At 49.4% G+C, this 22,368-nt stretch carries 19 protein-coding genes, 1 tRNA gene and 1 pseudogene; 19 read left to right on the top strand and 2 right to left on the bottom strand.

Features of this window, described 5'->3' with window-relative positions; all coding sequences use genetic code 11:
• The 15 genes from ACQY18_RS03235 to ACQY18_RS03165 all read left to right on the top strand — a co-directional run.
• On the top strand, window positions 1-684 hold a 684-nt coding region (locus ACQY18_RS03235; RefSeq protein ID WP_428038837.1), incomplete at its 5' end, for a tetratricopeptide repeat protein.
• 136 nt (window positions 685-820) lie between these two features.
• Window positions 821-2,833 (top strand): hypothetical protein, encoded by a 2,013-nt coding sequence (locus ACQY18_RS03230; RefSeq protein ID WP_428038836.1) that lies wholly within the window; start codon window positions 821-823, stop codon window positions 2,831-2,833.
• A gap of 69 nt (window positions 2,834-2,902) precedes the next feature.
• Window positions 2,903-4,501 carry a hypothetical protein gene (locus ACQY18_RS03225; RefSeq protein WP_428038835.1) on the top strand — a complete coding sequence of 533 codons (1,599 nt, stop codon included), beginning with the start codon at window positions 2,903-2,905 and terminating at the stop codon, window positions 4,499-4,501.
• A complete protein-coding gene (locus tag ACQY18_RS03220; protein ID WP_428038834.1) occupies window positions 4,491-5,114 on the top strand; it encodes a hypothetical protein in 624 nt (207 codons plus the stop codon). The genes ACQY18_RS03225 and ACQY18_RS03220 overlap by 11 nt, the downstream gene beginning before the upstream one ends.
• 2 nt (window positions 5,115-5,116) lie before the next feature.
• Entirely contained in the window at window positions 5,117-5,668 is a 552-nt protein-coding gene (locus tag ACQY18_RS03215) for a hypothetical protein (protein ID WP_428038833.1), read from the top strand.
• Window positions 5,669-5,712: 44 nt separating this feature from the next.
• A complete protein-coding gene (locus tag ACQY18_RS03210) occupies window positions 5,713-7,281 on the top strand; it encodes a secretin N-terminal domain-containing protein (RefSeq protein ID WP_428038832.1) in 1,569 nt (522 codons plus the stop codon).
• 91 nt (window positions 7,282-7,372) lie between these two features.
• Entirely contained in the window at window positions 7,373-9,109 is a 1,737-nt protein-coding gene (locus ACQY18_RS03205; RefSeq protein ID WP_176777361.1) for an ATPase, T2SS/T4P/T4SS family, read from the top strand.
• Between the two features lie 33 nt (window positions 9,110-9,142).
• Window positions 9,143-10,366: a type II secretion system F family protein gene (locus tag ACQY18_RS03200; RefSeq protein ID WP_428038831.1), complete on the top strand. Its 1,224-nt coding sequence runs from the start codon at window positions 9,143-9,145 to the stop codon at window positions 10,364-10,366.
• A 9-nt stretch (window positions 10,367-10,375) separates the two neighbouring features.
• Complete coding sequence (locus ACQY18_RS03195; RefSeq protein ID WP_428038830.1) at window positions 10,376-10,879, top strand: prepilin-type N-terminal cleavage/methylation domain-containing protein; 504 nt, start codon at window positions 10,376-10,378, stop codon at window positions 10,877-10,879.
• A gap of 62 nt (window positions 10,880-10,941) precedes the next feature.
• Window positions 10,942-11,475, top strand: coding sequence for a prepilin-type N-terminal cleavage/methylation domain-containing protein (locus tag ACQY18_RS03190; RefSeq protein WP_428038829.1), 534 nt, complete (start codon window positions 10,942-10,944; stop codon window positions 11,473-11,475).
• Between the two features lie 15 nt (window positions 11,476-11,490).
• Window positions 11,491-12,054, top strand: coding sequence for a type II secretion system protein (locus ACQY18_RS03185; protein WP_428038828.1), 564 nt, complete (start codon window positions 11,491-11,493; stop codon window positions 12,052-12,054).
• Window positions 12,055-12,064: 10 nt separating this feature from the next.
• On the top strand, window positions 12,065-12,673 hold the full coding sequence (locus tag ACQY18_RS03180) for a type IV pilus modification PilV family protein (protein WP_428038827.1): 609 nt from the start codon (window positions 12,065-12,067) through the stop codon (window positions 12,671-12,673).
• A gap of 8 nt (window positions 12,674-12,681) precedes the next feature.
• Entirely contained in the window at window positions 12,682-13,266 is a 585-nt protein-coding gene (locus ACQY18_RS03175) for a PulJ/GspJ family protein (RefSeq protein ID WP_428038826.1), read from the top strand.
• Window positions 13,267-13,277: 11 nt separating this feature from the next.
• Window positions 13,278-13,778 (top strand): hypothetical protein, encoded by a 501-nt coding sequence (locus tag ACQY18_RS03170; RefSeq protein ID WP_428038825.1) that lies wholly within the window; start codon window positions 13,278-13,280, stop codon window positions 13,776-13,778.
• A 15-nt stretch (window positions 13,779-13,793) separates the two neighbouring features.
• Window positions 13,794-15,485 carry a DUF2268 domain-containing putative Zn-dependent protease gene (locus ACQY18_RS03165; RefSeq protein WP_428038824.1) on the top strand — a complete coding sequence of 564 codons (1,692 nt, stop codon included), beginning with the start codon at window positions 13,794-13,796 and terminating at the stop codon, window positions 15,483-15,485.
• A 122-nt stretch (window positions 15,486-15,607) separates the two neighbouring features.
• On the opposite strand, the gene ACQY18_RS03160 is transcribed toward ACQY18_RS03165, so the two are convergent.
• Both ACQY18_RS03160 and ACQY18_RS03155 read right to left on the bottom strand, forming a co-directional pair.
• Window positions 15,608-16,960: a glutamine synthetase family protein gene (locus ACQY18_RS03160; protein WP_428038823.1), complete on the bottom strand. Its 1,353-nt coding sequence runs from the start codon at window positions 16,958-16,960 to the stop codon at window positions 15,608-15,610.
• Between the two features lie 118 nt (window positions 16,961-17,078).
• Window positions 17,079-17,951 carry a hypothetical protein gene (locus ACQY18_RS03155; protein ID WP_428038822.1) on the bottom strand — a complete coding sequence of 291 codons (873 nt, stop codon included), beginning with the start codon at window positions 17,949-17,951 and terminating at the stop codon, window positions 17,079-17,081.
• A 205-nt stretch (window positions 17,952-18,156) separates the two neighbouring features.
• Here ACQY18_RS03155 and ACQY18_RS03150 point away from each other — a divergent pair, with 205 nt between their 5' ends.
• The 4 genes and pseudogenes from ACQY18_RS03150 to ACQY18_RS03135 all read left to right on the top strand — a co-directional run.
• Window positions 18,157-18,747 (top strand): ATP-dependent Clp protease proteolytic subunit, encoded by a 591-nt coding sequence (locus ACQY18_RS03150; RefSeq protein ID WP_176777372.1) that lies wholly within the window; start codon window positions 18,157-18,159, stop codon window positions 18,745-18,747.
• A gap of 200 nt (window positions 18,748-18,947) precedes the next feature.
• Window positions 18,948-21,479, top strand: coding sequence for an endopeptidase La (gene lon / locus ACQY18_RS03145; protein WP_176777373.1), 2,532 nt, complete (start codon window positions 18,948-18,950; stop codon window positions 21,477-21,479).
• A 147-nt stretch (window positions 21,480-21,626) separates the two neighbouring features.
• Window positions 21,627-21,697 (top strand) — tRNA-Gly (locus tag ACQY18_RS03140).
• 15 nt (window positions 21,698-21,712) lie between these two features.
• A pseudogene (locus tag ACQY18_RS03135) lies at window positions 21,713-22,368 on the top strand (hypothetical protein); the annotation flags it as partial.

Below are 22,368 nucleotides of genomic sequence, written 5' to 3'. Positions count from 1 at the left end.
CGCTATTTAACGGAACACTTAAAATTAAGTCCGTTTAATTTGCGCGCGTATGTGATGTTGGGCTCCCTTATCCGCCAAGATGTCATTTATGCCAACGACGATAACTTGAAATTATTAGACCGCGGGGTACACTTGTTCCCGTATGCGGCGGAATTGTGGACTACGCTGGGCGATATTTATGTAAAGCGGGACGAAACGGAATTTGCCAAAAATTTATATAAGCGCGGGCTGACGGCCGATACGCTGGACCGCACGTTATTGCAGAACCTAAAACGGCTCTACAAAAAAACGCAGGAGACCCTGCCCCCTATTGCCGCCCAGGCGCAAAGAATACAGGATTTGCATGTTAAGGCGGCTAATTATTGGAGCCAATCCGTTTCCGGCCGGCGCAAATTGCGCACGGATATTGAAGCGTATATAAAAGATTTTCCAAACGATACCAACGGCCCCGTTTTGTTGGCGTTGTATTTCAACCAGGCGGGGAATGCCTTAAAATCCAAGGAATTGTTGGAAGGCGTACTGAAAGAACACCCGGAAGATTTATCGGCCAATTTGGCGTTGTCTTCCTTGCTGTACCGGGCGGAACAAACGCAGGATGCCGTCTATTACTTAAAAAGCGCGTTGTTCTATTACCCGGAAAACCCCACGGCTACCAAACGCTTGGCGGCCCTGGGTAAAAAATAGCTTTTTAGGGTCCGGCGGCTGGGAGAGAATAAAAAATAACTTTACAAACGCCGCTAAATTGCTATAATTCTATTATCTGTTATGTTGTAAATGTGTACAAAAAAAGGATACCTTTATTACAAGGGCAAGTGAATCTATGATAAAAATAAACAAATATTTAAGTGCAACTTTGGTTGCTGCTTTTATGTTCTTATCACTCGTGGGTGATAATGCGCCGTTGTTTGCGGCTACTTCGCCGGAAAAACAACTGGAAAAGGGTAAAGCGTTGTTTGAGCAGGAAAAGAACGACGAAGCCATGGAGTATTTTATTGACGTACTGCTTTCCGGCAACCGTAAACAGGTGGCCGAGGCCAATAAATACGTCAACATGATTCATAACCGTGTTGGCGGTATCCAAAACCCGGTGGAAGTGGACGTGGCTTTTAAGGAAGGGGAAGTAAAACGTCTTTCTGATGCGCAAACCGCCGCCGAAGCCCAAGCACAGCAGGATATGCTGTTGCAACGTACTGCCGCCGCAGACGACATCACGGAAGCCAGTTTGGAAGCCCGCACGGTAGCCAATGCCGTGGCGGAGGATTCCCAAGCGGCCGCGGAAGATGCCAAGGCGATTGCCCAGCAAACCAAGGACGAAGTAAACGCCGCTAAAGCGCAAGCCAAGCAGGATGCGGCCCAAGTGCGCGAAGATGCCACCGCCGCGGTAGAAGATGCGCAAGCCTCCGCCCAAACTGTTGCGGAAGAAACGCAAGCCTCCGCCCAAACCGCCGCGGAAGAAACGCAAGCCGTTGCACAAAATACGGCTAACGACGCCGCCCAAACGCTGGCCGCCGCGCCTGTTGCCGTTGCCCAAGATGACGAAGATGAAGACGACGCCGCAACCGCCGCAACGGCTCAATCTTCCAACTCTACTTATACGGATTTAGTTTCTCCGGACGCTTTGAAAGCGCGCGAACTGTACAGCCAGCAAAAACTGGACAGCATGAAAGCCGCTGTAATTGAACGTATCCGCAATACCAAAGGGGTGCGCATTTATTTCCGCAATGACTTGCCGGATGCCATTGATATTGACGGAGATGTGATTTTCCAAGGGACCCGCTTTAACTTGTCTGCCCAACCGTTGTTGGACGATATTTATTCCTTGATGGCGTTGACCCAAGGTGCCAGCTATATTATTTTGCCGGCCGGCTCGTATACGGATGACGTCACTTTGGGCGGTATCCGCCAAGCGATGGCCCTGAACTCTTACTTTGTACACAAAGGTATTTCTTCCGGCAAAATCGGCTACAATATGGGCTTGTATGACCAGGAACCCCCGGCCCAATTTGCCAATTTGGAAGGGCTTTCCATTGTGTTTGATTTTGATTCCGATTTGCCCAGCGCTATTGCGCAGGCGAACCAAATTTCCAAACAGCCGCTGCTCAGCATGGCGGTAGTGCCGGTTTCTAACGAAATTGACCCCTCCAAAGGGGAAGCGTTCGCGGTGGATTTCTCCGTGATTGAAACGGTAAACCCTGTGTCTAACTGGACGTTCCAAGTAGTGCAACACGCCAAAGACGGCAAATACTATGTGGTGCGCCAGCTGGAAGGCTTTGCGCCGGTTTACCACCAAATTTTGTGGAACGCCCGCAAAGGGATTATCGGGCCGGAACTGGAATGTGGTAAATATACGTTGGTGTTGACCGTCACGGATTCCACCGGTGAAAAGAAAACTTTGAGAAGACGTATCACCGTAAAATGCGGTACCCAAAAAGCCGCCGTGGCCGATGAAAAATCGCTCTGCACCAAATGCAATTACAAAACGGCCCGCTTGTGGACGAAACCCGGCCGTGTAATGATGGCACCCAAAGTGGAAAAAGCCGAAGAACCGGTGGCGCAAACGACCGATACGGTAAACGTCACGGGCCCGACCAACAAATCTACCGTAAATATTTACGAAGAAACGTTGCCGGCCGGTGCGTTGGATGATGCGTCTGCCGCGCCTATGCCCACGGACCCCAGCGCTTACGGCGCGCCGGAAACTACCACTACGGCCAATCCGTATGATGCTGCACCCGTAGCCGGTACCGCGGCCGACCCGTATGGAACCACCGCTAATAATAACCCGTATGATATGCCGTACGACCAGTACGACGCATCATCCGCCCAACAATAAGGATTTTTAGACATGGCAAATTTTAACCTTGCAAATTCTAAACTTGCGGAAACACTGATAGGCAAAAATATGAAGGCCCACCCGGATTGCCTGGGCCTTTATATCGGCCTGGACGAGATGTATATTGCGCAGACCTCCCAAAAGGACGGCGGGACTGTTTTGGAATCCCTCCTGCGCGTGCCGGTAAGTGATGTGGACCGCACCCAACTTAAACCGTTGGATTTGAACGAAACGTATTTCCAAATGGATAACTGGCTGGAATCTTTAACCAAAGTGGCCAGCCGCAAAAAATGGAAAACCAACAAAGTGGTGGTCAGCTTGGCCTCGCCGTTTTGTTTGTTGCGCCACTTTGTAATTCCTACGGTTATTGAACGCAAAAACTGGAAAACCAGTATCCCTTTACAAGCGCGTAAATATATCCATTTCCCGTTTGAAAAAGGCGAATACGCGTACCATGTGTACGAGTTTGAAACTGCCGCCACTAAGCAAAAAAAGATGGGCGTGGTTTTTGCCATGACCAGCAAAGTCATTTTGGAACGCTTATCCAAAGGCTTGCGCTCGGCGGGGTTGGAACTGGTATCGGTGGAGCCGTCCGTCTTGTCTTTAAGCCGCGCGTTTGACGCCAGCGATAAAGAAGCCATTGGCAACGGGGGCCGCATTTATTCTTTCTTCGGGAAAGATTTGGCCAGTTTCGTCTTTTTGAACGAAGGCGCGCCCGTGCTGTTGCGCGAGGTGGAAATATCCGGCTCTTTACCGGCCGAACGCCGCCGCTTTGAAATTACCAACTGCACGGAATTTATTGCCAAACAGTTGGAAAAAGACCCCTTTGAAGAAGCGGTTATCGTGGGGCACGATGTAGACAACTGGATTACCGCGCTGGAAGCCGATTCCAAAAAACCGGTACGCAAATGGAATTTAACGGAAGTGTACGGCATTGAAACCAAATCGGCGGGGGAAGTATCCGCTATTGGGGCCAGTGGCAAATTCTATGATTCCAAAGCCCCGGATTTGGACTTTGTAAAAGGCTCCCGGTTGAGCGATTACGAATTTAACGCGGCGCTTATGGCGTGGAAAATTGCGGTATTAGTAGTGGCCGTATTTCTGATTATGATTGTAAAAGGGTATTTCGGCGTGCAGAAGACGGAATCCCAGCTTAAACATGTCAAAGCCACTAACGCCAACCCGGTGAAAGATTTTGAAGGCTTAACGGCTTCTCAAATTTCTAATAACTTGTCGCAGATTAAGAGCCAAAACTCCAACCTGGAAAAGTTCTTAAAAAGCAACCCGATTACGCCCTTATTGGTGGAATTTGTGGATGCTATCCCGGCGGAAGTATGGATTACCAAAATGGAATATAAAGATAAATTCCCGGCGGAATCCGGCAAAACCCGCTCTTTTAAGATAACCGGCTCCATTAAATCGGGCGGGGACGGCCAGGCCGATTTGGCTTTGGGCGATAAATACCGCCGCGCCTTGATGGAAATGCCTTTAATAAGCTCTATTTGCGGGCAGGAAGCGCAAATTTCGTATCAGGATGTCTCCGTGCAGGATGAATCGGACGATAATTTTGACAAGCCCCGCGCCAAGGATGCTACCGCTAAAAAAGCATCTAACGAAACCACCTTCTCGCTGGAATGTGGCAAAGAGGAGGAAAAATATGTCCGCTAATGCACAAGTGAATAAAATAAAAGCCTCCATAGAAAAAGGCTTTAAGGATATGCAGTTAGTGTTGCAAGAAGGCAACGTAAAATTGTTTGCCAAACAGTTGGTGGTAATTATAGCGATATTTTTGGTGTTCCGCTATTTTAACAACTCGTTCCAACAAAAAATTAATAATTACCGCGGGCAAATGGACGCCATCCGCTCCCAACAAACCAACGAGCAGGAATATATGGCCAGCAAAAAACGCTTGCTGGAGTTGGAGCCGCGCTTCCCGGATACGGCCTCTAAAAGCGAATGGTTAATGACGCAAATTTTGGATGTGTTTGCACAAGCCAAATTGACGCCTAAATTTTCCGGCACGCAAGCGGAAAACACCACGAACCCCAACTATACGTTGGCGAATTTAGAGGTGGCCAGCAATGCTTCTTGGTTGGAATTTGCCCAGTTGATTGCCTCGGTGGAAAACCGGCCGGAATATTTGCGTATTTCCGAATTTTCTTTGGAAAAACTCAACGAAAGCAATATGTTGGGCCAAAATAAAATTAAATTAAAGGTTAATACCTTGTTCCCCAAAGAAAAACTGGCGCCTAAATTGTTCAAAGACCAGGGGGGTAATTAATGATGAAGAATAAAATTCTGGTTATTAGCTTTTTAACCGTATTCGCCATGGGGGCGGCACACGCGCAGGGGGTTCCTCCGGCGCCTGCCATGCCGGCCAGTGTGGATGAAAACGGGGAAGGGTTTGTCACCCAACGGGATGATGTGGCCGAAAAAGCCGCGAAAGAAAACCAAAATAAAATTGTGTATAATCCCAAAAACCAGCGGGACCCCACCCTGTCCCCGGATGATTTCTTGCTATTACAATACCGCGAGCGCCAGCGCTTGGCCGCTTTGGAAGCGGAGCGCCAACGCAAATTGGCCGAAGAACGCCGCAAACGCGAAGAAGCCGAACGGCGCCGCCAGTTGGAACTTGCGCGCATTAAAGACCCCACCATTGAGGTCCGCAATAAAATCCGCATAGGCGGTATTATTGGCAAGGAAGTGTTTATCGGCGATAAGATATACACGGTTGGTAAAGTTTACAAGGGTGCAAAAATTGTAGACGTACGCAACGAAGAAGTGGTATTCTTGTATAAAGGCCATAAATTTAAGAAGAAAGTTCAGTTAAAGTAGTTGCAGTAATTTAGTAATTTACAAAAAGCAAATTAGGAGGATAGATGAAAAATCGTTTAGAAGGTTTTCTGGCTTTGGTTTTGGCCATGGGTTTGGCTACGTCTGTTAGCGCGCAGCAAGCCCGGCAGTCTCTCCCTAGCGATGACACCGTCACGCTGACGGCGGAAGAGACGGTCAAAATGACCGGGGAACCCGATTTGTACAAGACAGCCGAACAGGCTTCTCCGTTAGACCGCACCGTGTCTATCAGAGTATCCAACGTGCCGATATCGGCGTTCTTGAACAGCATTACCACGCAGGCCCGCATTAACTTTATTATGAGCGAAGAATTCGCCAATAAAAAAGTGACGGCCTCTTTGACTAAAGTGACTGTGCGGGAAGCGTTGGATACGTTGTTGCGCGTACACGGGTTAACCTACCAGCGCATCGGCAAGAGCGAAAGCTATGTGGTCACCAAACGCTCTAACGACGCGCCGGATACCATTACCAAAATCTACACGCTCAGCTATATTTCTTTGCAGGGCATGGGTTCTGCCAGCAGTGAAAAGCAAAGCGTTCTGCCGCAAATTTCCAGCGGTAGCAACATGAGCAATTACAGCTCGTCCAACAATATTTCGCAGGACACCGGCACCGGCAGTTCCGGTCAGGATGCCTATTCCGGCCAGGCGGAAATTATCTCTATTATCAAGAGCATGCTTTCCCCGGTGGGCCGTATCGCCGTGGACCCGCGCACCAATAAGTTAATTATTACGGACGTGGCGGAAGTTTTCCCGCAAGTGGAAAACATTTTGGCGGAATTGGATGTTCGTCCTCCTCAAATTTTGATTGAAGCGCAAATTGTGGAAGTCAACAAAACCAGCGGCCTGAACATTGGCTTTGAATACGGCGGCAGTGACGGTTCTTTAGTCACCTTTACCGGCCCGAAACGCCAAGTGACCGAAGATTACATCCGCGGTAAAGGCGTGCATGGTTGGGGCTGGATTTTCCCGAGCAAAGACTCCCTCAATAACGGTGGTTCCGGCTCTGGCTCCGGCTCCGGTTCTGGTTCCGGCTCCGGTTCCGGCGACCAGGAAGATGAAGGCGGCTTGTTGGACTTCTCCGCTTTCAAAGTGGTGCTTAGAAGCCTGCTGACCCGCGGTGAAGCCAAATACTTGGGTAAACCGAAAGTGGTGACCGTCAACAACAAAACGGCTACCATTATGACCACCACCCAAGCTACCGTAGGTTTTACCACTTCTTCCGGCAGCAGCGGGGATTATCAATCCGAAAGCTCCGAAAGAGCCAACGTGGGGTTGACGATGCAAGTGACCCCGCAGGTAAACCGCGAAGGCTATGTGACCCTGTACGTCCAGCCGTCTTATTCCGATTTGGCTGACGGTATCGGCAACACGAAAGACCCCACCACCCGCGCCGTATCTACCCTGGTGCGTGTGAAAAACGGTCAAACCGTGGTAATTGGGGGCTTGCTTAGCTCCCGCGAAACGGATTCCACCCGCAAAGTACCGCTTTTGGGTGATATCCCGATATTGGGTTGGCTCTTTACCAGCAAGGAAAAGACCAAATCCACTACGGACTTAGTAATCTTTATTACACCGACCATTCTGGCCGAGTAAAAAAGAGCTTTTTATCCCGTCCCCGCTTTTATGGCGGGGGCGGGAGTTTAACGACAATACACAGCGGGAAAACCCCGCGGGGGATTAGGAAATGGCAAAACAGTTAGGCGAAATTTTAATAGAAAGAGGCATCATTAACGACAAGCAACTCAAAAGCGCGGAGCTTTATTCTCGCCAGAGTAATGTGCCGTTGGCGGATGCCATTGTTAAGTTCGGTTTCGCAAGTGAAAACCAAGTGACGATTGGGCTTTCCAAACATTTTGCAATTCCCTACGCTTCCAAAGAAAACGGCATTTTGAACCCGGAAAAAGAGCAAAAATTGCAGGATATTATCCCGGAAAAATTTGCGCGTGAAAATATGGTCCTTCCGCTGTTCGTGGAAGATAACGAGCTGGCTATTGCGCTCTATGACCCGACGAACGTATTTTTAATTGAAAATATCAAAATGATGTCCGGCAAGCAGGTACAGCCGTTCATCGCCAGCAAAAGCCAGCTGTTAAGTGTTATTGATTCGTTTTATTCCAATAAAGACTTGTTGGAAGAAGTTATTAATGATGCCTCCAACAAACCGGCTGATGCCGATGTGGAGGAAGATGACGACGACGATTTGAACTCCGGCTATTTGGATTTGGACCGCGTCCGCCCCAACACTTCCCAATATGTTAAAATTGTAAACGCTATTTTGCGCCAAGCCATTACGGAGCGTACCTCCGATATTCACTTGGAAATGTTTGACGAGCGCGTCAGCTTGCGTTTCCGTATTGACGGTTCTTTGTATGAACGCACCCCACCGTCTAAAGATGCTATCGCGGCTATTATTTCCCGTATTAAAATTTTGTCTAAATTGGATATTGCCGAAAAACGGTTGCCGCAGGACGGCAGTTTTGGTATCCAATTCCAAAACCGCAAAATTGAGGTTCGTGTGTCTGTCTGCCCGGCGGTATTCGGCGAAAAACTGGTGCTTCGTATTTTGGATAAAGGCACCGGGGAAATGAACGTAGACAAGCTGGGCTTTGAGCCGGAACAGAAACGCTTGTTTATGGAAGCGGCCAACTTGCCGCACGGATTAATCTTTTTGACGGGTCCTACCGGTTCCGGTAAATCTACCACGTTAAACGCGGTATTGACCACCATTCGTACGCCGGAATTAAACTTTATGACGTTGGAAGACCCGGTGGAATACAAACTGGCCGGTATCAGCCAGGTACAGGTAAAAGCCTCCATCGGGCTTACCTTTGCGGCCGGGCTCCGCTCGTTCTTGCGTCAGGACCCGGACGTTATTCTGGTGGGGGAAGTCCGCGATACGGAAACTGCGGAAGCGTGCTTAAAAGCCGCTTTAACCGGTCACTTGGTGCTTTCCACCCTGCACACCAACGAAGCGTTGGGTGCTATTCCCCGTTTGATTGATATGGGGATGGAGCCGTTCCTGCTGGCCAGCTCTTTGGCGTTGGTGGCGGCGCAGCGCTTAATCCGCGTGTTGTGCCCGTACTGCAAAGTGCCGCACATGCCGGACGGAAACGTTTTGGCCCAAATTATTAAAGAAGGGCACTTGAACCCGAAGGACCAAAACAGCTGGACATTTTTTAAGTCGGTCGGTTGCCCCAAGTGCTTCGGCACCGGGTATATGGGCCGCCGCGCCATTTACGAAGTATACCGCATGACCCAGGAAATGCGCACCATTATTTACAAAACGCAGGATTTGGTGGCACTTAAACAAGCGGCGGACCGCTCCGGAATGCTCAACCTGCGTGCGAGCGGTTGGCACAAAGTGGTGCGCGGTTTAACCACCGTGGACGAAATTTTAGCAGCAACAACGTCGGACGAATAACCAATATAATAAAATTAATGAGGGTTTTTTATTATGGCAAAATTCACTTATGAAGTACAGGACATGAACGGCAAAAAACTGCGCGGCAGTGTGGAAGCCGACAGCCGGGAAAAAGTTGTTTTCGCCCTGCAAAACAAAGGGTATATTGTGGTGGACGTAAAAGAGGGGGGCGGCGCCAGTCTGTTCGGCGGCGCCAGCGGCCCTAAAAAAACGGGTAAAGTGCCCGGGCACGTTTTGGCTTTCTTTGCCGAACAGCTTTCCACCCTTATTGCCGGCGGTGTGCCGTTGGTGCGGGCTATTTCCCTGTTGGGGGAATACGCTTCTAACCCCATGTTGGGTACCGTGCTTACGCAAGTAGCCAAAGATATTTCCGGCGGTAGTTCGCTACATACGGCGCTTTCCCGCCACAAACGCACGTTTTCCACCATTTGGCTGTCTTTGGTACAAGCGGGTGAAGTGGGCGGCCAGTTGGCCGATACCTTAATGCAGGTGGCTAAATACACCAAAACGCAGGAAGGTATGAAAAGCAAAATTATTACGGCAGTCACCTATCCGTTCATCTTGGGTACGGCGTCTATCGGTGTGTTGGTGTACTTTATTTTGGGGATTGTACCTACCTTCGCCCAAATTTTTAAGGACTTTAACATTGAACTCCCTACCATTACGGTTATGGTATTGGCGGTGTCCAGCTTTTTAATTAACCACGGTATTCTGCTTATTTTCATTTTGATTGCCTCTTTCGTCGGGTTTAAGTTTTACATTAAAACCCCGGAAGGTAAAAAACGCTGGCACGCATTTTTGTTATCCATGCCGCTTTTTGGTAATTTCTTGAAAAATATTTATTACGACCGTATGCTTTCCACCATGTCTACGCTGTTGCAATCCGGCGTGACCATTTTGAATGCTATTGCGGTATTGGAAGAATCTTTTGATACCAACGTAATCATTCAAGGGGCCTTAAAACAAGTGCGTGCGGAAGTGGCGGCCGGGCAGTCTATTTCCGAATCGTTCCGCTCTACGGGCATTTTCCCCGGGCTGATGACGGAAATGATGCTCATGGGTGAAGAATCCGGTAAATTGCCTTCTATTATCGGTACGCTTTCTAAATTCTATGCCGACCAAGTAGACCAGTTTATTGCGCGTTTCTCCGCGGTTATTGACCCTATCTTAATCTGCGGCGTAGGTGCGCTAATTGGTATTATTGTGGCCTCTATCTTCTTGCCTATTTTCAAACTGTCCCAAATCGGCGGCAACTAGGAGGGTTGTATGAAGAAAGGTTTTACACTGATTGAAGTGATGATTGTGGTGGTAATTGCCGTCACGGTGGCGGCATTTGCCGTGCCGGCTTATAAACGGAGCATGGAACGCAATAAATTTATGGCCGCGGAGGGGAAACTGATAGAGCTTTCTTCCGCCTTGCGTAATGTGCAACAAATGTTTGGGGGATATAGTTGCCCCAAGGTCACCACGCCGGAAGACATGTATCTAAATCAGGACGAAGGGGTTTCTGCGGAACACAAAACGCTTAATAAAGCCGGGTGCCAAAAGTATCCCCATGAATGTATGCGACGCAACGGGTATACTAAAGCCACTGTAAAAGATTCTATGAATTCCTATGAATATACCATAGAAGAAACAAATTGCGATGTGTGTATGTATCGGACTCCCGTGGAGAAATTACCTGTGCCGTATAAAGTTTGTATTGATAATATGGGTACGGAAACCTTAAAATATTTTAATAACGGCACAGACAAAGTGGTCACGCGGTAATTGACAAATTGGCAATTTTCCGCAATACTTAATAGAGCTTAAATTTTATAGAGGATTTTTATATGAAGCATCTATATTGTAAACAAGCGGGTTTTACCCTGTTGGAATTACTGATAGCGGCCGCCATTATCGGTATTTTGGCTTTGTTTGCCACGGTGAGCTACCGCAACAGCACCGCCCAAACCCGGGTGGCACAGGCGCGCGCGGTCACGCAATCGTTGGCCATGGGAAATTATCGGGCGCATATTGATTACCCGAGCATTCGGTTTGATAGCAACCGTATTGATGATAGGGTCCAAGGCACTACTGGTACCTCTTTTGTAGACGGCACTCCAGTTTGTGCCCGCGGTTTTGCCTCCGACCCCAGTGGCCAGTGGCCGGCCAGCTGTTTGGTGGCTAACGGATATGTGGATGCGTTGGGCTTTAACGGCTATTTCGAATTTACCTTGTCCGGTGATGAATCCGCCTGTTTTGAGGGTGTAAATAGCAAACTGGGCAAGTATCAGGGCTATAAAGCCTGCTACAACGCGGCCAATGACAGTTGGAGCGAAATTTCCTCCACTTGGAGTGGTACGGGCGGCACAACTGGGGCCTAGCAAAAAGGATATTTTATGAAAAAATATTTATCTTATTTTAATCTCCGTTCCTGCGCGCAAAGCCAAAAAGGCTTTACGCTTATGGAAATTTTGGCCGTACTGCTGATTATTGCCGTAATCCTTAGCTTTGCAATTCCGGCGTATAATTCTATCCGTTTTGACCAACGCAATAACTTGGCTAAAGAAGGCGTAAAACGCTTGTCCGAAGCAATCCGCAGTTATTACCAAAACACCAAAGGGGTTCAAATTATCGGGAATTTCACCGGAACCGCGTTGGGGGCCGTTCCTCCTGCCTGCAACGATTTGAGTTCCAGCGGGGTTCCGGGCCGCGGAAAGAGGGAAAATATTATGCAGTTGTTTGCCTGCGGGTATTTAAGCGGGTCAGAATATTCCGAATTGCCGTATACTTTTTATTCGTGTTTAGATAACAACGCCAACTGCCATGGTCGCCCGTATGCGGTGGCGATGGGAACCACTAAAACAGCCGCCGGTGAAAAGTATGTAAAAGACTATAACGGCGTTAAATATTATATTTATTTGGATGACGCTTTACGGGTGACGGATAATTCCAACGATTAAAGGATACTTTATGATAAAGAAATTTTGGAAAAGTAAAAAAGGTGTGACGTTGTTGGAAGGGCTGATTGCCATGGTGCTGTTGGCCGTAGTGGCTACCGGCTCTTTTGCGGTGTTGTTATCAGCCTCGCGTAAATCTTCCGGGCCGGACATCCGCGAAGAAATGATTTTAGCGGTAGAAAAAGCGCACATGCAGTTGCAGGCGTATGTGTTTTCCCGCGATTTTACGCTTACCAAAAAAGATTCGGAAAATGAAGATTTAGTGCCGCTGGCCTATCAAAACGGCTTGTGCGGGCACTCCGGCACCATGGCGGTTGATGACACCACGCCCCTTGCCTCCGGAACGCATAACATTAAGTGCCTGTTGCCGCTTATTTGTGATTCGGATGCCGCAGATGATTGCAACGGGGATACCGGCTCCAAAAGCTGTTTTGTGTACCGGGTAAATCCTAATGATATTGTCAACGCTAAATTGCCGAAAACCGCGCGGGAACGCCCGCTAAGCACCAACTGGAATACGGGGGTTTACAATACCGCAGATGGGGTGCAACCGCAAGATATTTCCAGCGGAAAAACCATCCATTTTGAAATCCGTTGCAACGGGTACACTTTAACCAGATAGGGGGCGCTATGAAAAACAGAAAAGGTTTTACACTTACAGAGGTTCTGTTGGCAGTAATGGTAGTGGGGTTAATTGGGGTGGCGTTGGCCTCTTTAACCACGGCGGCCTCGCGCGAGGCGGGGGTTGGGCGCAGTAAAGTGATGCTGCGCAATAATTTATCCCTTTTTTTGCGCACGTTGCGTAATGATATTAACGCGGCAACGTATATTAATATGGGGGCGGGTACGGACCCCAGCACCGGGGGCCTGTTATTTGAGCTGTGCGATAATAAAAGCGTATCCGGGGCAGCTATTACCAAGCCCGGGGGCGGGAATGGGTGCGTTTCTTATAGGTTTGAAAAAGGCTCTAAGTCGTCCGGCGTGAAGCCCGCGGGGGCCACGCGCGGCGGCAGAATCCTGCGCAATGGGAGTACCGTGCTGAACAATGTAAAATATATGCCCCGATATGAAGGGTACGCCTCTCCGTCCTTCCGGCGGGTGGGCAACAGCGGCGTTGCCAGCGCGATTGATATGACGTTGATTGTGGAATTAGATTCTACCCAAACGGTCAATGATATTGTAGAAGAAACGTTTTTACTGCCTAACGGGCTGTAAAGGAGATTTGTATGATATTAAAAAATAACAAAGGTGCCGCGTTGATGCAAGTTTTACTGGTGACGATTGTGTTAGCGGGGATGTCTGCCATGTTGTTGCGTGCCACGCTTTCGCGCACGATGACGGTGCGCCAAACGCGCCGGAATGTAAGCACCCAGATTATGGCGGATTCCTGCATGGCGGAGGTAAATTCTCTGTGGGCGGCCAAATCCGTAGCCACGTTCCGCAGTGATTTTGAAGGGGACGCCCGCGGCGCCTATATGTATTGTGACGACTACAATAACTCTGGCATTTGCACCAGCACCAGCGATACGGAAAAACACCGCTTTTATGATTGTCGGTCCGTAATAGACGGGCAACAGTATCAGGTGCGTGCCTGGTTGTATGATACAAAAGGGGAAAACGGAGAAGTGGACGGCTACCCCCGGGGAGAAATGACCGGAAAAACTGCCGGAGAAAATATGTTGCAAATGGTTTTTGAAGTAATAGGCAGTGACGGCGGCTCTTTATAATTTAGGATAGTGATTATGAAACGGAGCATTTTTTTAAGTGTAGCACTTGCCTTATCCGGCTTTGTTTATGCCCAAAACACCGTTTCCGCACCTGCGGAAGCGGTGTCTTCGTCTATTCAAGTATCTAACGAACAATTAACGGCCCCCGGGTCTAATATTGATATACTCAAAAAATCCCTCGGGCAAGCCAAGCAAGCCCCCCGGGCCGTGGGCACTACGGCCGTGCGCGCGCAAAGCACCGCGGGCTCATCCGCCAAAGCGTCCGCCAAAACATCGGCGGATGCCACGTTGGAAATGCCGTTAGATATGGGCGGAAATGCTCCGGCGGCGGTGGTAAAAACGCAAGTACAGCCCACTAAAAAGCTCAGCGCAAAAACCGCCAACCGGGTAGCGGCCAGCAAGGCGCGCCGCACCCAAGGCAAAAAAAATAATACGCTCCGTAAAAAGCCGGCTCCGGCGGGCAAGGCGGCGGCCGCTCCCGGCACTAAAAAGCAAGCCGCGCAACCGTCGGCCAAACCCACGGAAACGGAAAAATTAATAGAAAAAGAAAACGCCCTTTTACCGCCCGGGGAAACCGCCGCGCCGGACCCGGATGACGGCCCGCAGGAAGAACCCAGCGACGAAGATTTAGCCGCCGATGCGGAATTGGAAGCCGCCGCGCGCATACTCCGCCAGGCCAAACAAAAGCAGGAAAACTCCGGCCGTTTAATTCCGCCGCCGGCCGCTAAAAACACAACGGCCACGGTGCCTTCCAACAAAGCCCGCCACTTCAACCCGAATGTCTACCGCCCGGGCGTGGAATGGAAATTAAGCGAAAGCAAAAACTTTACCATTTATACCCAAAAGCGGGATTTCGGCAGTGGTACGGCCAATATGTCCAACGTGTTTGAACAGGCGTACAACACCTTAAAACGGTTTATTCCGTGGATGATGTCGGACCGGGTGCGGGTGTTTGTGTATCAGGATTATCAATCGTACTTGAAATACGAGCCGAACGCCAAACCCTGGAGCCGCGCCCTGGCGTACCCGACCCGCGGGGAAATTGTGGTATATGACGAGCCGCAAAAAACGCAAGAGCTGAAAGAAATGTTCACGCACGAACTGGTGCATATTTTTACCCAAAAGTTTTTTGATAAACGCCATACGCACCAAATTATGACGCCCGCCTGGTTGGACGAGGGCTTGGCGGTACTCATGGAAGACCAAGCCTATAACGGCACGCAGGGCGGCCCGTGGGCGCAGGATTTTAAGAATTTGAACCTTCAGCGCGATAAATCCAGCCGGATGTCTTTGGGGTGGGATTCTCCGCGCCCGGCCCGGCGCAAACCGGGGCGCACGGTCACTTTTTTACCGTTTGACCAGTTTATGCGGGAAGGGTCGCTCAATATGATGGAATCCAACGGGCAAACGCAGGATTGGTATTTCCAAGCCTATACCATGGTGCGCTTTTTGCTCAACCCGGGTAATTCGTCTTATCCGTCTAAGCGGATGCAGTTTGAGCAGTTTACGCGCCTGCTTTCGCAAGGGGAGGCGGTGCGGGACCCGTCCACCGGGTTTTTGAAAAAAGATTCCAAAGGCCGCCAAATTTACGAGCCGTATTCGCCCGAGAAGGCCCTTAAACGTGTGTATTATTATAACGATATGAACGCGTTTGAAGACGCTTTTTGGAAGTGGGCCAACGCGGGCGGGAGCGGATATTCGCTCTAATGCCGGATACTTTATACTTTGCACAAGGGACCTGAAAGGTCCCTTTTTTATGCCGTTTGGAGCTGTAAAAAAAACGCCGCTTTTTTTAAGAAGCGGCGTTAAAATAATCCGTCAATGATTGCCTATAAAACAGACAGGTAGCGTTCAATTTCGTAATTAGAAACGTGGGTGCGGTAGTTTTCCCATTCAATGTCTTTATTGGCAATAAATTTTTCAAACGTATGCTCGCCCAGTGTTTCGCGCACTAAGGCGGAATGGCGGGTCAGGTTGACGGCTTCGTATAAATAAGCGGGCAAGGTTTCTATGCCGCGTTTTTGGCGCTCTTGCGGGCTCATGTGGAAGATGTTGTCCTCCGTAATGGGCATAACGGGCAATTTGTTTTTTATGCCGTCTAATCCGGCCGCCAACATAACGGAAAAAGCCAAATAGGGGTTGCAGGCCGGGTCCGGGAAGCGGCACTCTAAACGGGTGGCGTTGGGTTTGCCGGCCTTTGCCTGCGGAATACGCACCAAGGTACTGCGGTTGCGCCGCCCCCACGCAATATAGGCCGGGGCTTCATAACCGGGCACCAGGCGTTTATAGGAGTTTACCCACTGGTCTGTGACGGAGCAAATTTCCCGCACATGCTTTAGAATCCCGGCGATATAGTGTTTGGCGGTGTCGGAGAGGAAAAGCTCGTCTTTGGCATCAAAAAACATATTTTTGCCGTTTGCAAATAGAGATTGGTGAACATGCATGCCGCTGCCGTTTACGCCTGCAATAGGTTTGGGCATAAAAGTTGCGTACATATTGTGTTTGGCGGCCATTTGTTTAACCACCGTTTTGTAGGTAATTACTTGGTCTGCCATTTTGAGAGCTTCGTCGTAGCGCAGGTCAATTTCGTGTTGGGAGGGGGCTACTTCGTGGTGGGAGTATTCCACACGGATGTTTAATTTTTCCAGCATTTGCATCGTTTCACGGCGCACCGCGTACGAGGTATCTAAAGGGATGGTGTCAAAGTAGCCGCCGCAGTCCAACGGTTGGGTGTGTTTATTGTCTTGAAAATAAAAATATTCCAGTTCCGGCCCCACCATAAATTGGTCAAATCCGGCTTTTTTCATGCGGGCCAAATTCTTTTTTAATATGTAGCGCGGGTCCCCTTCAAACTGGTTGCCGTCGGTATTTTTGATGTCGCAAAACAACCGGGCAATAGGTGCCCCGGTTAATTCCGGCGTAAATACTTGGAACGTATCCAAATCCGGCAAGGCCACCAGGTCGGATTCGTAAGTGCGGGCGAACCCTTCCACGGATGAGCCGTCAAAGCCCATACCTTCATTCAGGGCGTATTCAAATTCCCGGTGGGAAAGGGAAAGGGATTTTAAGTTGCCCAAAATATCCACAAACCAAAGTTTAATAATTTGCAGGTTGTTGGCTTCGGCGGTAGCTAAAATATGTTTAATTTTTTCTTTTTCTTCGGCGTTTCTTTCTATGGGCATAAGTGCCTCCGGTTATGGATAAAATCACAAAAAACTATTATACATTTTTCGGCGTTTGTGCGGCACCCCCAATAAAAAAGCCCTCCGCGGGGGAGGGCTTTGCAGAAAGAAAATGCTTTTATCTGGCTTCGCAGCGGTGTTGGATACCGTGGCAAATTTCGTCAATGTCGTATTCGGCACCGCATTTCGGGCAGTGGGTTTCGGTCGCTTTGACCGTGCTGACCGTGTTGGCTTCGTAAGACGTCGTGGCGGATACCGGGTCCATGCAGTTTACATCCGTATCGGCCGGGCAGCGGCGGGAATCTTCTACCGGTTCACCGCACCAGCGGCATTGTTCCGCGCCGGCCAGTTGGTTGTAGTAGTATTCAAAATCATGTTTGGCGCGGCCGTTGTTGGCGTCGCGGTCTTTTTGCAACAACACTTCGGCTCTGTTAGCAATCGCCATATCTAATTCATGCAGCGGGGCCATTTCGGGTTCGCCGTAAGGGTAGTCTTCAAGACCGCTGACACTGACTAAATTAGAATGAGGTTCACCGTCAGAGGCATCATTCTGTTCCGTGGCCGGGGATTCCACCCAATAATAACCGGCTTCCGGTTCGCCGTAGGGGCGGTTATCGGCACATTTGTGGTATACGTCGCGGCATAATTCGTCAGAAGTGTATTCGGCGCCGCATTTCGGGCAGTTGTATTCCATTTTGGCCGGTTTGGCGGCTTTGCGTGCTTTTTTGGCTTTTACGGCTTTGGGGGCCGGCATGCAATATACATCCGGGTCGGCCGGGCATTTGCGCCCTTCTACCACCGGTTCACCGCACCAGCGGCATTTTTCGGCCTTGGCATTTTTGCGGGCTTGTAAGGCGCGTTTTTGCAAAACATTTTCTAATTTAGCAGAAGTTTTGGCATCTTTTTTGGGAGCCTTAACAGCTTGTGCATTGGCACAAATGGCAACCGTAAACAAACACAATACAGATACGGCTATTTTGTTGAATTTCATACGTCCTCCTTAAAATGGTTCCTACTTGCTATTACTATAAATCTTTTGACGGGGTTTTTACAGGGCCTAAAGACCTATTTTTTATGGATTTTGGACCTATATTCCCGTTGGGCCTTTATAGGCCGTTCGGCGCATTGACCCCGGGCCTGTGGGAAAATATAAAAAGGAAGTTTCTAAAATAAAAAAATTTACTACAATAAGTATTATGATTATACCTACTATTATTGAAAAGAATGTCGGATATGATATTTTTTCGCGGTTATTAAAAGACCGTATTATTTTTGTCGGCGGGCGCGAGGGGGAAGTGGATACCGCCAGCGCCAATATGATTATCGCCCAGCTTTTGTATTTGGATGCCGAAGACTCCCAACGGGAAATTAACCTGTATATCAACTCTCCCGGCGGTATGGTGACGGCCGGCCTGGCTATTTACGATACTATGCAGTTTATCAAAGCCCCCATCACCACTATTTGCATGGGCCAGGCTATGAGCTTCGGCGCGGTGCTGTTGGCGGCCGGCTCCAAAGGGCGGCGCTACGCTTTGCCCCATTCGCGCATTATGATTCACCAACCTTTAATTTGGGGCGGCGGTATTTCCGGCCAAGTGACGGATATTGAAATTGAAGCGCGCGAACTGCACGACAATAAAGAACACCTGTTGGATATTTTGGCCAAACATACGGGCCAGCCGAAGGAAAAAATCCGCACGGACAGCGAACGCAACTATTATTTATCCGCCGAAGAAGCCAAAGCCTACGGCATTATTGACGAAGTTTTAACTTTACGGGATAAATAAGCCGTACCCGCTTTGCAATTACCCCGCCCGCACGGCGGGGTTTTTTATTATGGGATAACAGACCGGGCAAATAAACAAAACTAGCAGGCATTGGCTATGTTTGCTAATTTTAATTGAATTTGCTACAATATTACCGTGGGTAAGCGCGCGGGGGTAAAAAACGCGCGCCATGAAAAAGCCCCTTTTTATCAGGAGAAAGCATGAGCGAAGAAATTAAAAAACAAACGTTATCGCTGCCGACGGTAATTCCCGCCGTGGCCATACGGGACGTGGTGATGTTCCCGGGTATGAATTTGCCGTTGTCTGTGGATAGGGAAAAATCTATTGTAGCGGTGGAATTGGCGTTGGAATCCGAGGGGCGCTATATATTGGCGCTTTCCCAAAAAAATGCCGAAGTTGACAACCCCAAAGAAAGCGATATTTACCATTTTGGCGTGGTGGCGGAAATTACCCAAAACTTAAAAATGCCGGACGGTTCCATTAAGGTATTTTTGCAGGGCTTAACCCGCGCGCGCGTTAAAAAATTGGAACTTAACCCGGTGGCTAATACCTGGTTTGCCACGGTGGATTATTTGGAAGAAAAAGACGATAACTCCCCGGTGGTGCAGGCTTTAATGCGCAAAGTGCTGGACGAATTTGACCATTACGCGCGGGTGTCTAAACGGGTGGCGGTGGAGGGGGTTTCCTTCTTGCGCCAAATTAACGACCCGTCCAAACTGGCCGATACGGTGGCCTCCAATATGATGGTAAAAACGGCCGACCGCCAAGCCATTTTGGAAGCCGTGGACGTGAAAACACGGTTGGAAAAAATCTTAAAATTAATCACGAGCGAAGTTGAAATTTTAGGGTTGGAAGAAAAAATTCACTCCCAAGTGCGCGCACAAATAGAAAAGAACCAAAAAGAATACTATTTGAACGAGCAAATGAAAGCCATTCAAAAGGAACTCAGCCAAAAGGATGATTTCCAAAAAGAATTGGACGCCATGCGCGCCAAAATTAAAAAGAACGGCTTGCCCGCGCACGCCAAAGAAGCGGCCGAAAAAGAGCTGGACCGCCTGGCTAAAATGGCGCCGTTCTCCCCGGAAGCTACGGTTTCGCGCACGTATTTGGATTGGCTGTTAAATCTGCCGTGGAACGTGACCACCAAAGACGTACTGGATTTGAAAAAAGCCAAAGAAGTGCTGGACGAAGACCACTACGGTTTGGAAAAACCCAAAGAGCGTATTTTGGAATATTTAGCCGTCAGCAAGTTGACCCATTCCCTGCGCGGGCCGGTGTTGTGCTTTGCCGGGGCGCCGGGGGTAGGTAAAACCTCTTTGGCCAAATCTATTGCGCGGGCTATCGGGCGTAAATTTGTGCGGATGTCTTTGGGCGGCGTGCGGGACGAAAGCGAAATCCGCGGTCACCGCCGCACCTATATCGGCTCTATGCCGGGGCGCATTATCCAAGGGTTAAGCAAAGCCAAAAGCTCCAACCCGGTGTTCCTGTTGGACGAAATTGACAAAATGGGCTCCGACTGGCGGGGTGACCCGGCCGCGGCTTTGCTAGAACTGTTGGACCCGGAACAAAATAAAGATTTTGTGGACCACTTTTTAGACGTGCCGTATGATGTTTCCAAAGTGATGTTTATTACTACGGCCAACTCCCTGGCGGATATTCCCGTCACGTTGCGTGACCGTTTGGAAATTATTGAATTTTCCGGCTATACGGATTACGAAAAGCATGATATTGCCGCCAAATATTTAATCCCGCGGCAGATGAAATTGCACGGCTTAAAAGAGGGCTCTTTGGAAATTTCCCGGGATGCCGTCGCCCTGATTATGCGGGAATATGTGCGCGAAGCCGGGGTGCGTAATTTGGAACGCCAAATAGCCTCCCTTTGCCGCAAGTCCGCTAAACAATATGTGGAAAACGGCGGTAAAAAAATTGTCATTAACGCTAAAAATCTGCATGAATATTTAGGCGTGCCGAGATATGCCAACTTCTCTACGGAGGAAAACTCCGTGGGCGTGGCTACCGGCCTGGCGTGGACGAGTGTGGGCGGGGAAACCCTTTCCATAGAAGCCACCAAACTGCCCGGCAAAGGCCAGCTGATTTTGACGGGTATGTTGGGTACGGTAATGAAAGAATCCGTCCGCGCGGCGCTGACGTATGCGCGCAGCCGCGGCTACGGGTATGACGTGGATTTTGACCATACGGACTTTCACGTCCACTTCCCGGAAGGCGCCGTGCCGAAAGACGGCCCCTCCGCCGGGAGCGTGATTACCACCGCCATTACCAGTTTGCTTACGGGCCTGCCGGTCAAAAAGCATTTGGCTATGACGGGCGAGGTGACCATTACCGGGCGCGTACTGCCTGTGGGCGGTATTAAAGAGAAGTTTTTGGCCGCGTACCGGGAAGGTGTAAAAACCATTTTGTTTCCGCACACGAACGTAAAAGATGTGGACGAATTGCCCGCACAGGTAAAAAAGGAACTAACCTTAATCCCTGTAAAAAGCATGGACGAAGTGTTGCCTTTGGCCTTGGAAGGGTGGAAAGAATACGCCGCCAAGCACCAAAAGGATTTTGACAAAGCCTTAGCAAAAGTGGGGCATATTGCCAAAAAAACCGCTAAACCTGCCGCCAAAACGGCCCGGGCTACGGTAAAAAAAGCCACCCGCCCGGCTGTTAAAAAGGCGGCTGTTAAAAAAACCGCCAAAAAGAGCGCTAAAAAGAGTGCTAAAAAACGGTAAGCGTTTATAAAAAACGGTAATTTATCCCCGGAGATTAAAAAATAATTTCCGGGGATTTTTGTGTTTTTCCTTTCGCGCAGAGCGGAAAAATAAGAATAGTTGCATTGGTTGAAAAACTTTGCTAAAATAATAACACATTAGGATATTGCGGGCGTGGTTCAATGGTAGAATGGAAGCTTCCCAAGCTTTAGACGAGGGTTCGATTCCCTTCGCCCGCTTTTTTTAAGGAACTTATGGAAAACGAAAATTTTGATTTAGAGCAAAAACCTGTTTCCGCCAATAAAGACCTTTGGCTGTTCCTGATAGTGGTAGATATCGTTTTTTTATGCGTCTGCGGTTTCTTTTTGTATAAGAATCTGTCGGCGCGTTTTTTTATGCCGGTAGAGGAAACGGAAGTGGTGGCCGAAGAACAGGCCGCCGCCCAGCCCGATTTGTTGGCTGAGGTGTTGCCCGAAACCAAAAAAGAAACTAAAAAAGAACCCAAAACTCCGGCCGCCCCGGCGGTAAAAGCGCCTAAAGTGCAAGAAATTGCGGCAGAGCCGGTGGTTGTGGTGCCGGAGCCGGTAGCCGAACCTGCCCCCAAAGCGGACGAGCAAGAGCAACCGGCCGAGCAAGCCGAAAAGCCCGCCAAAGCCAGTGTGGTGGTGGCGGATAATCCCAAAAGCTCCAAGTACCGCCGTGTCACTTTCCGCTATTTTGGGGAAGGCAAAAAAGTTTCTATCGTCAGCGGTTTTACCATGGCCAAACCGCAAGCCCTGCGCAAGAAAAACGGCGCGTGGGAAACCACCTTATCCATTGCTCCGGGCAAATACCGCTTTTTGTTTATTGTGGACGGCGTGAACACGCCGGACCCGTACAGCCCGCAAGAAAACGGCCGCAGTGTGTTAAT

The organism is Candidatus Avelusimicrobium faecicola (assembly GCA_900540405.1).
GTDB lineage: Bacteria > Elusimicrobiota > Elusimicrobia > Elusimicrobiales > Elusimicrobiaceae > Avelusimicrobium > Avelusimicrobium faecicola.
This window is presented reverse-complemented; position numbering and strand designations above follow the sequence as displayed.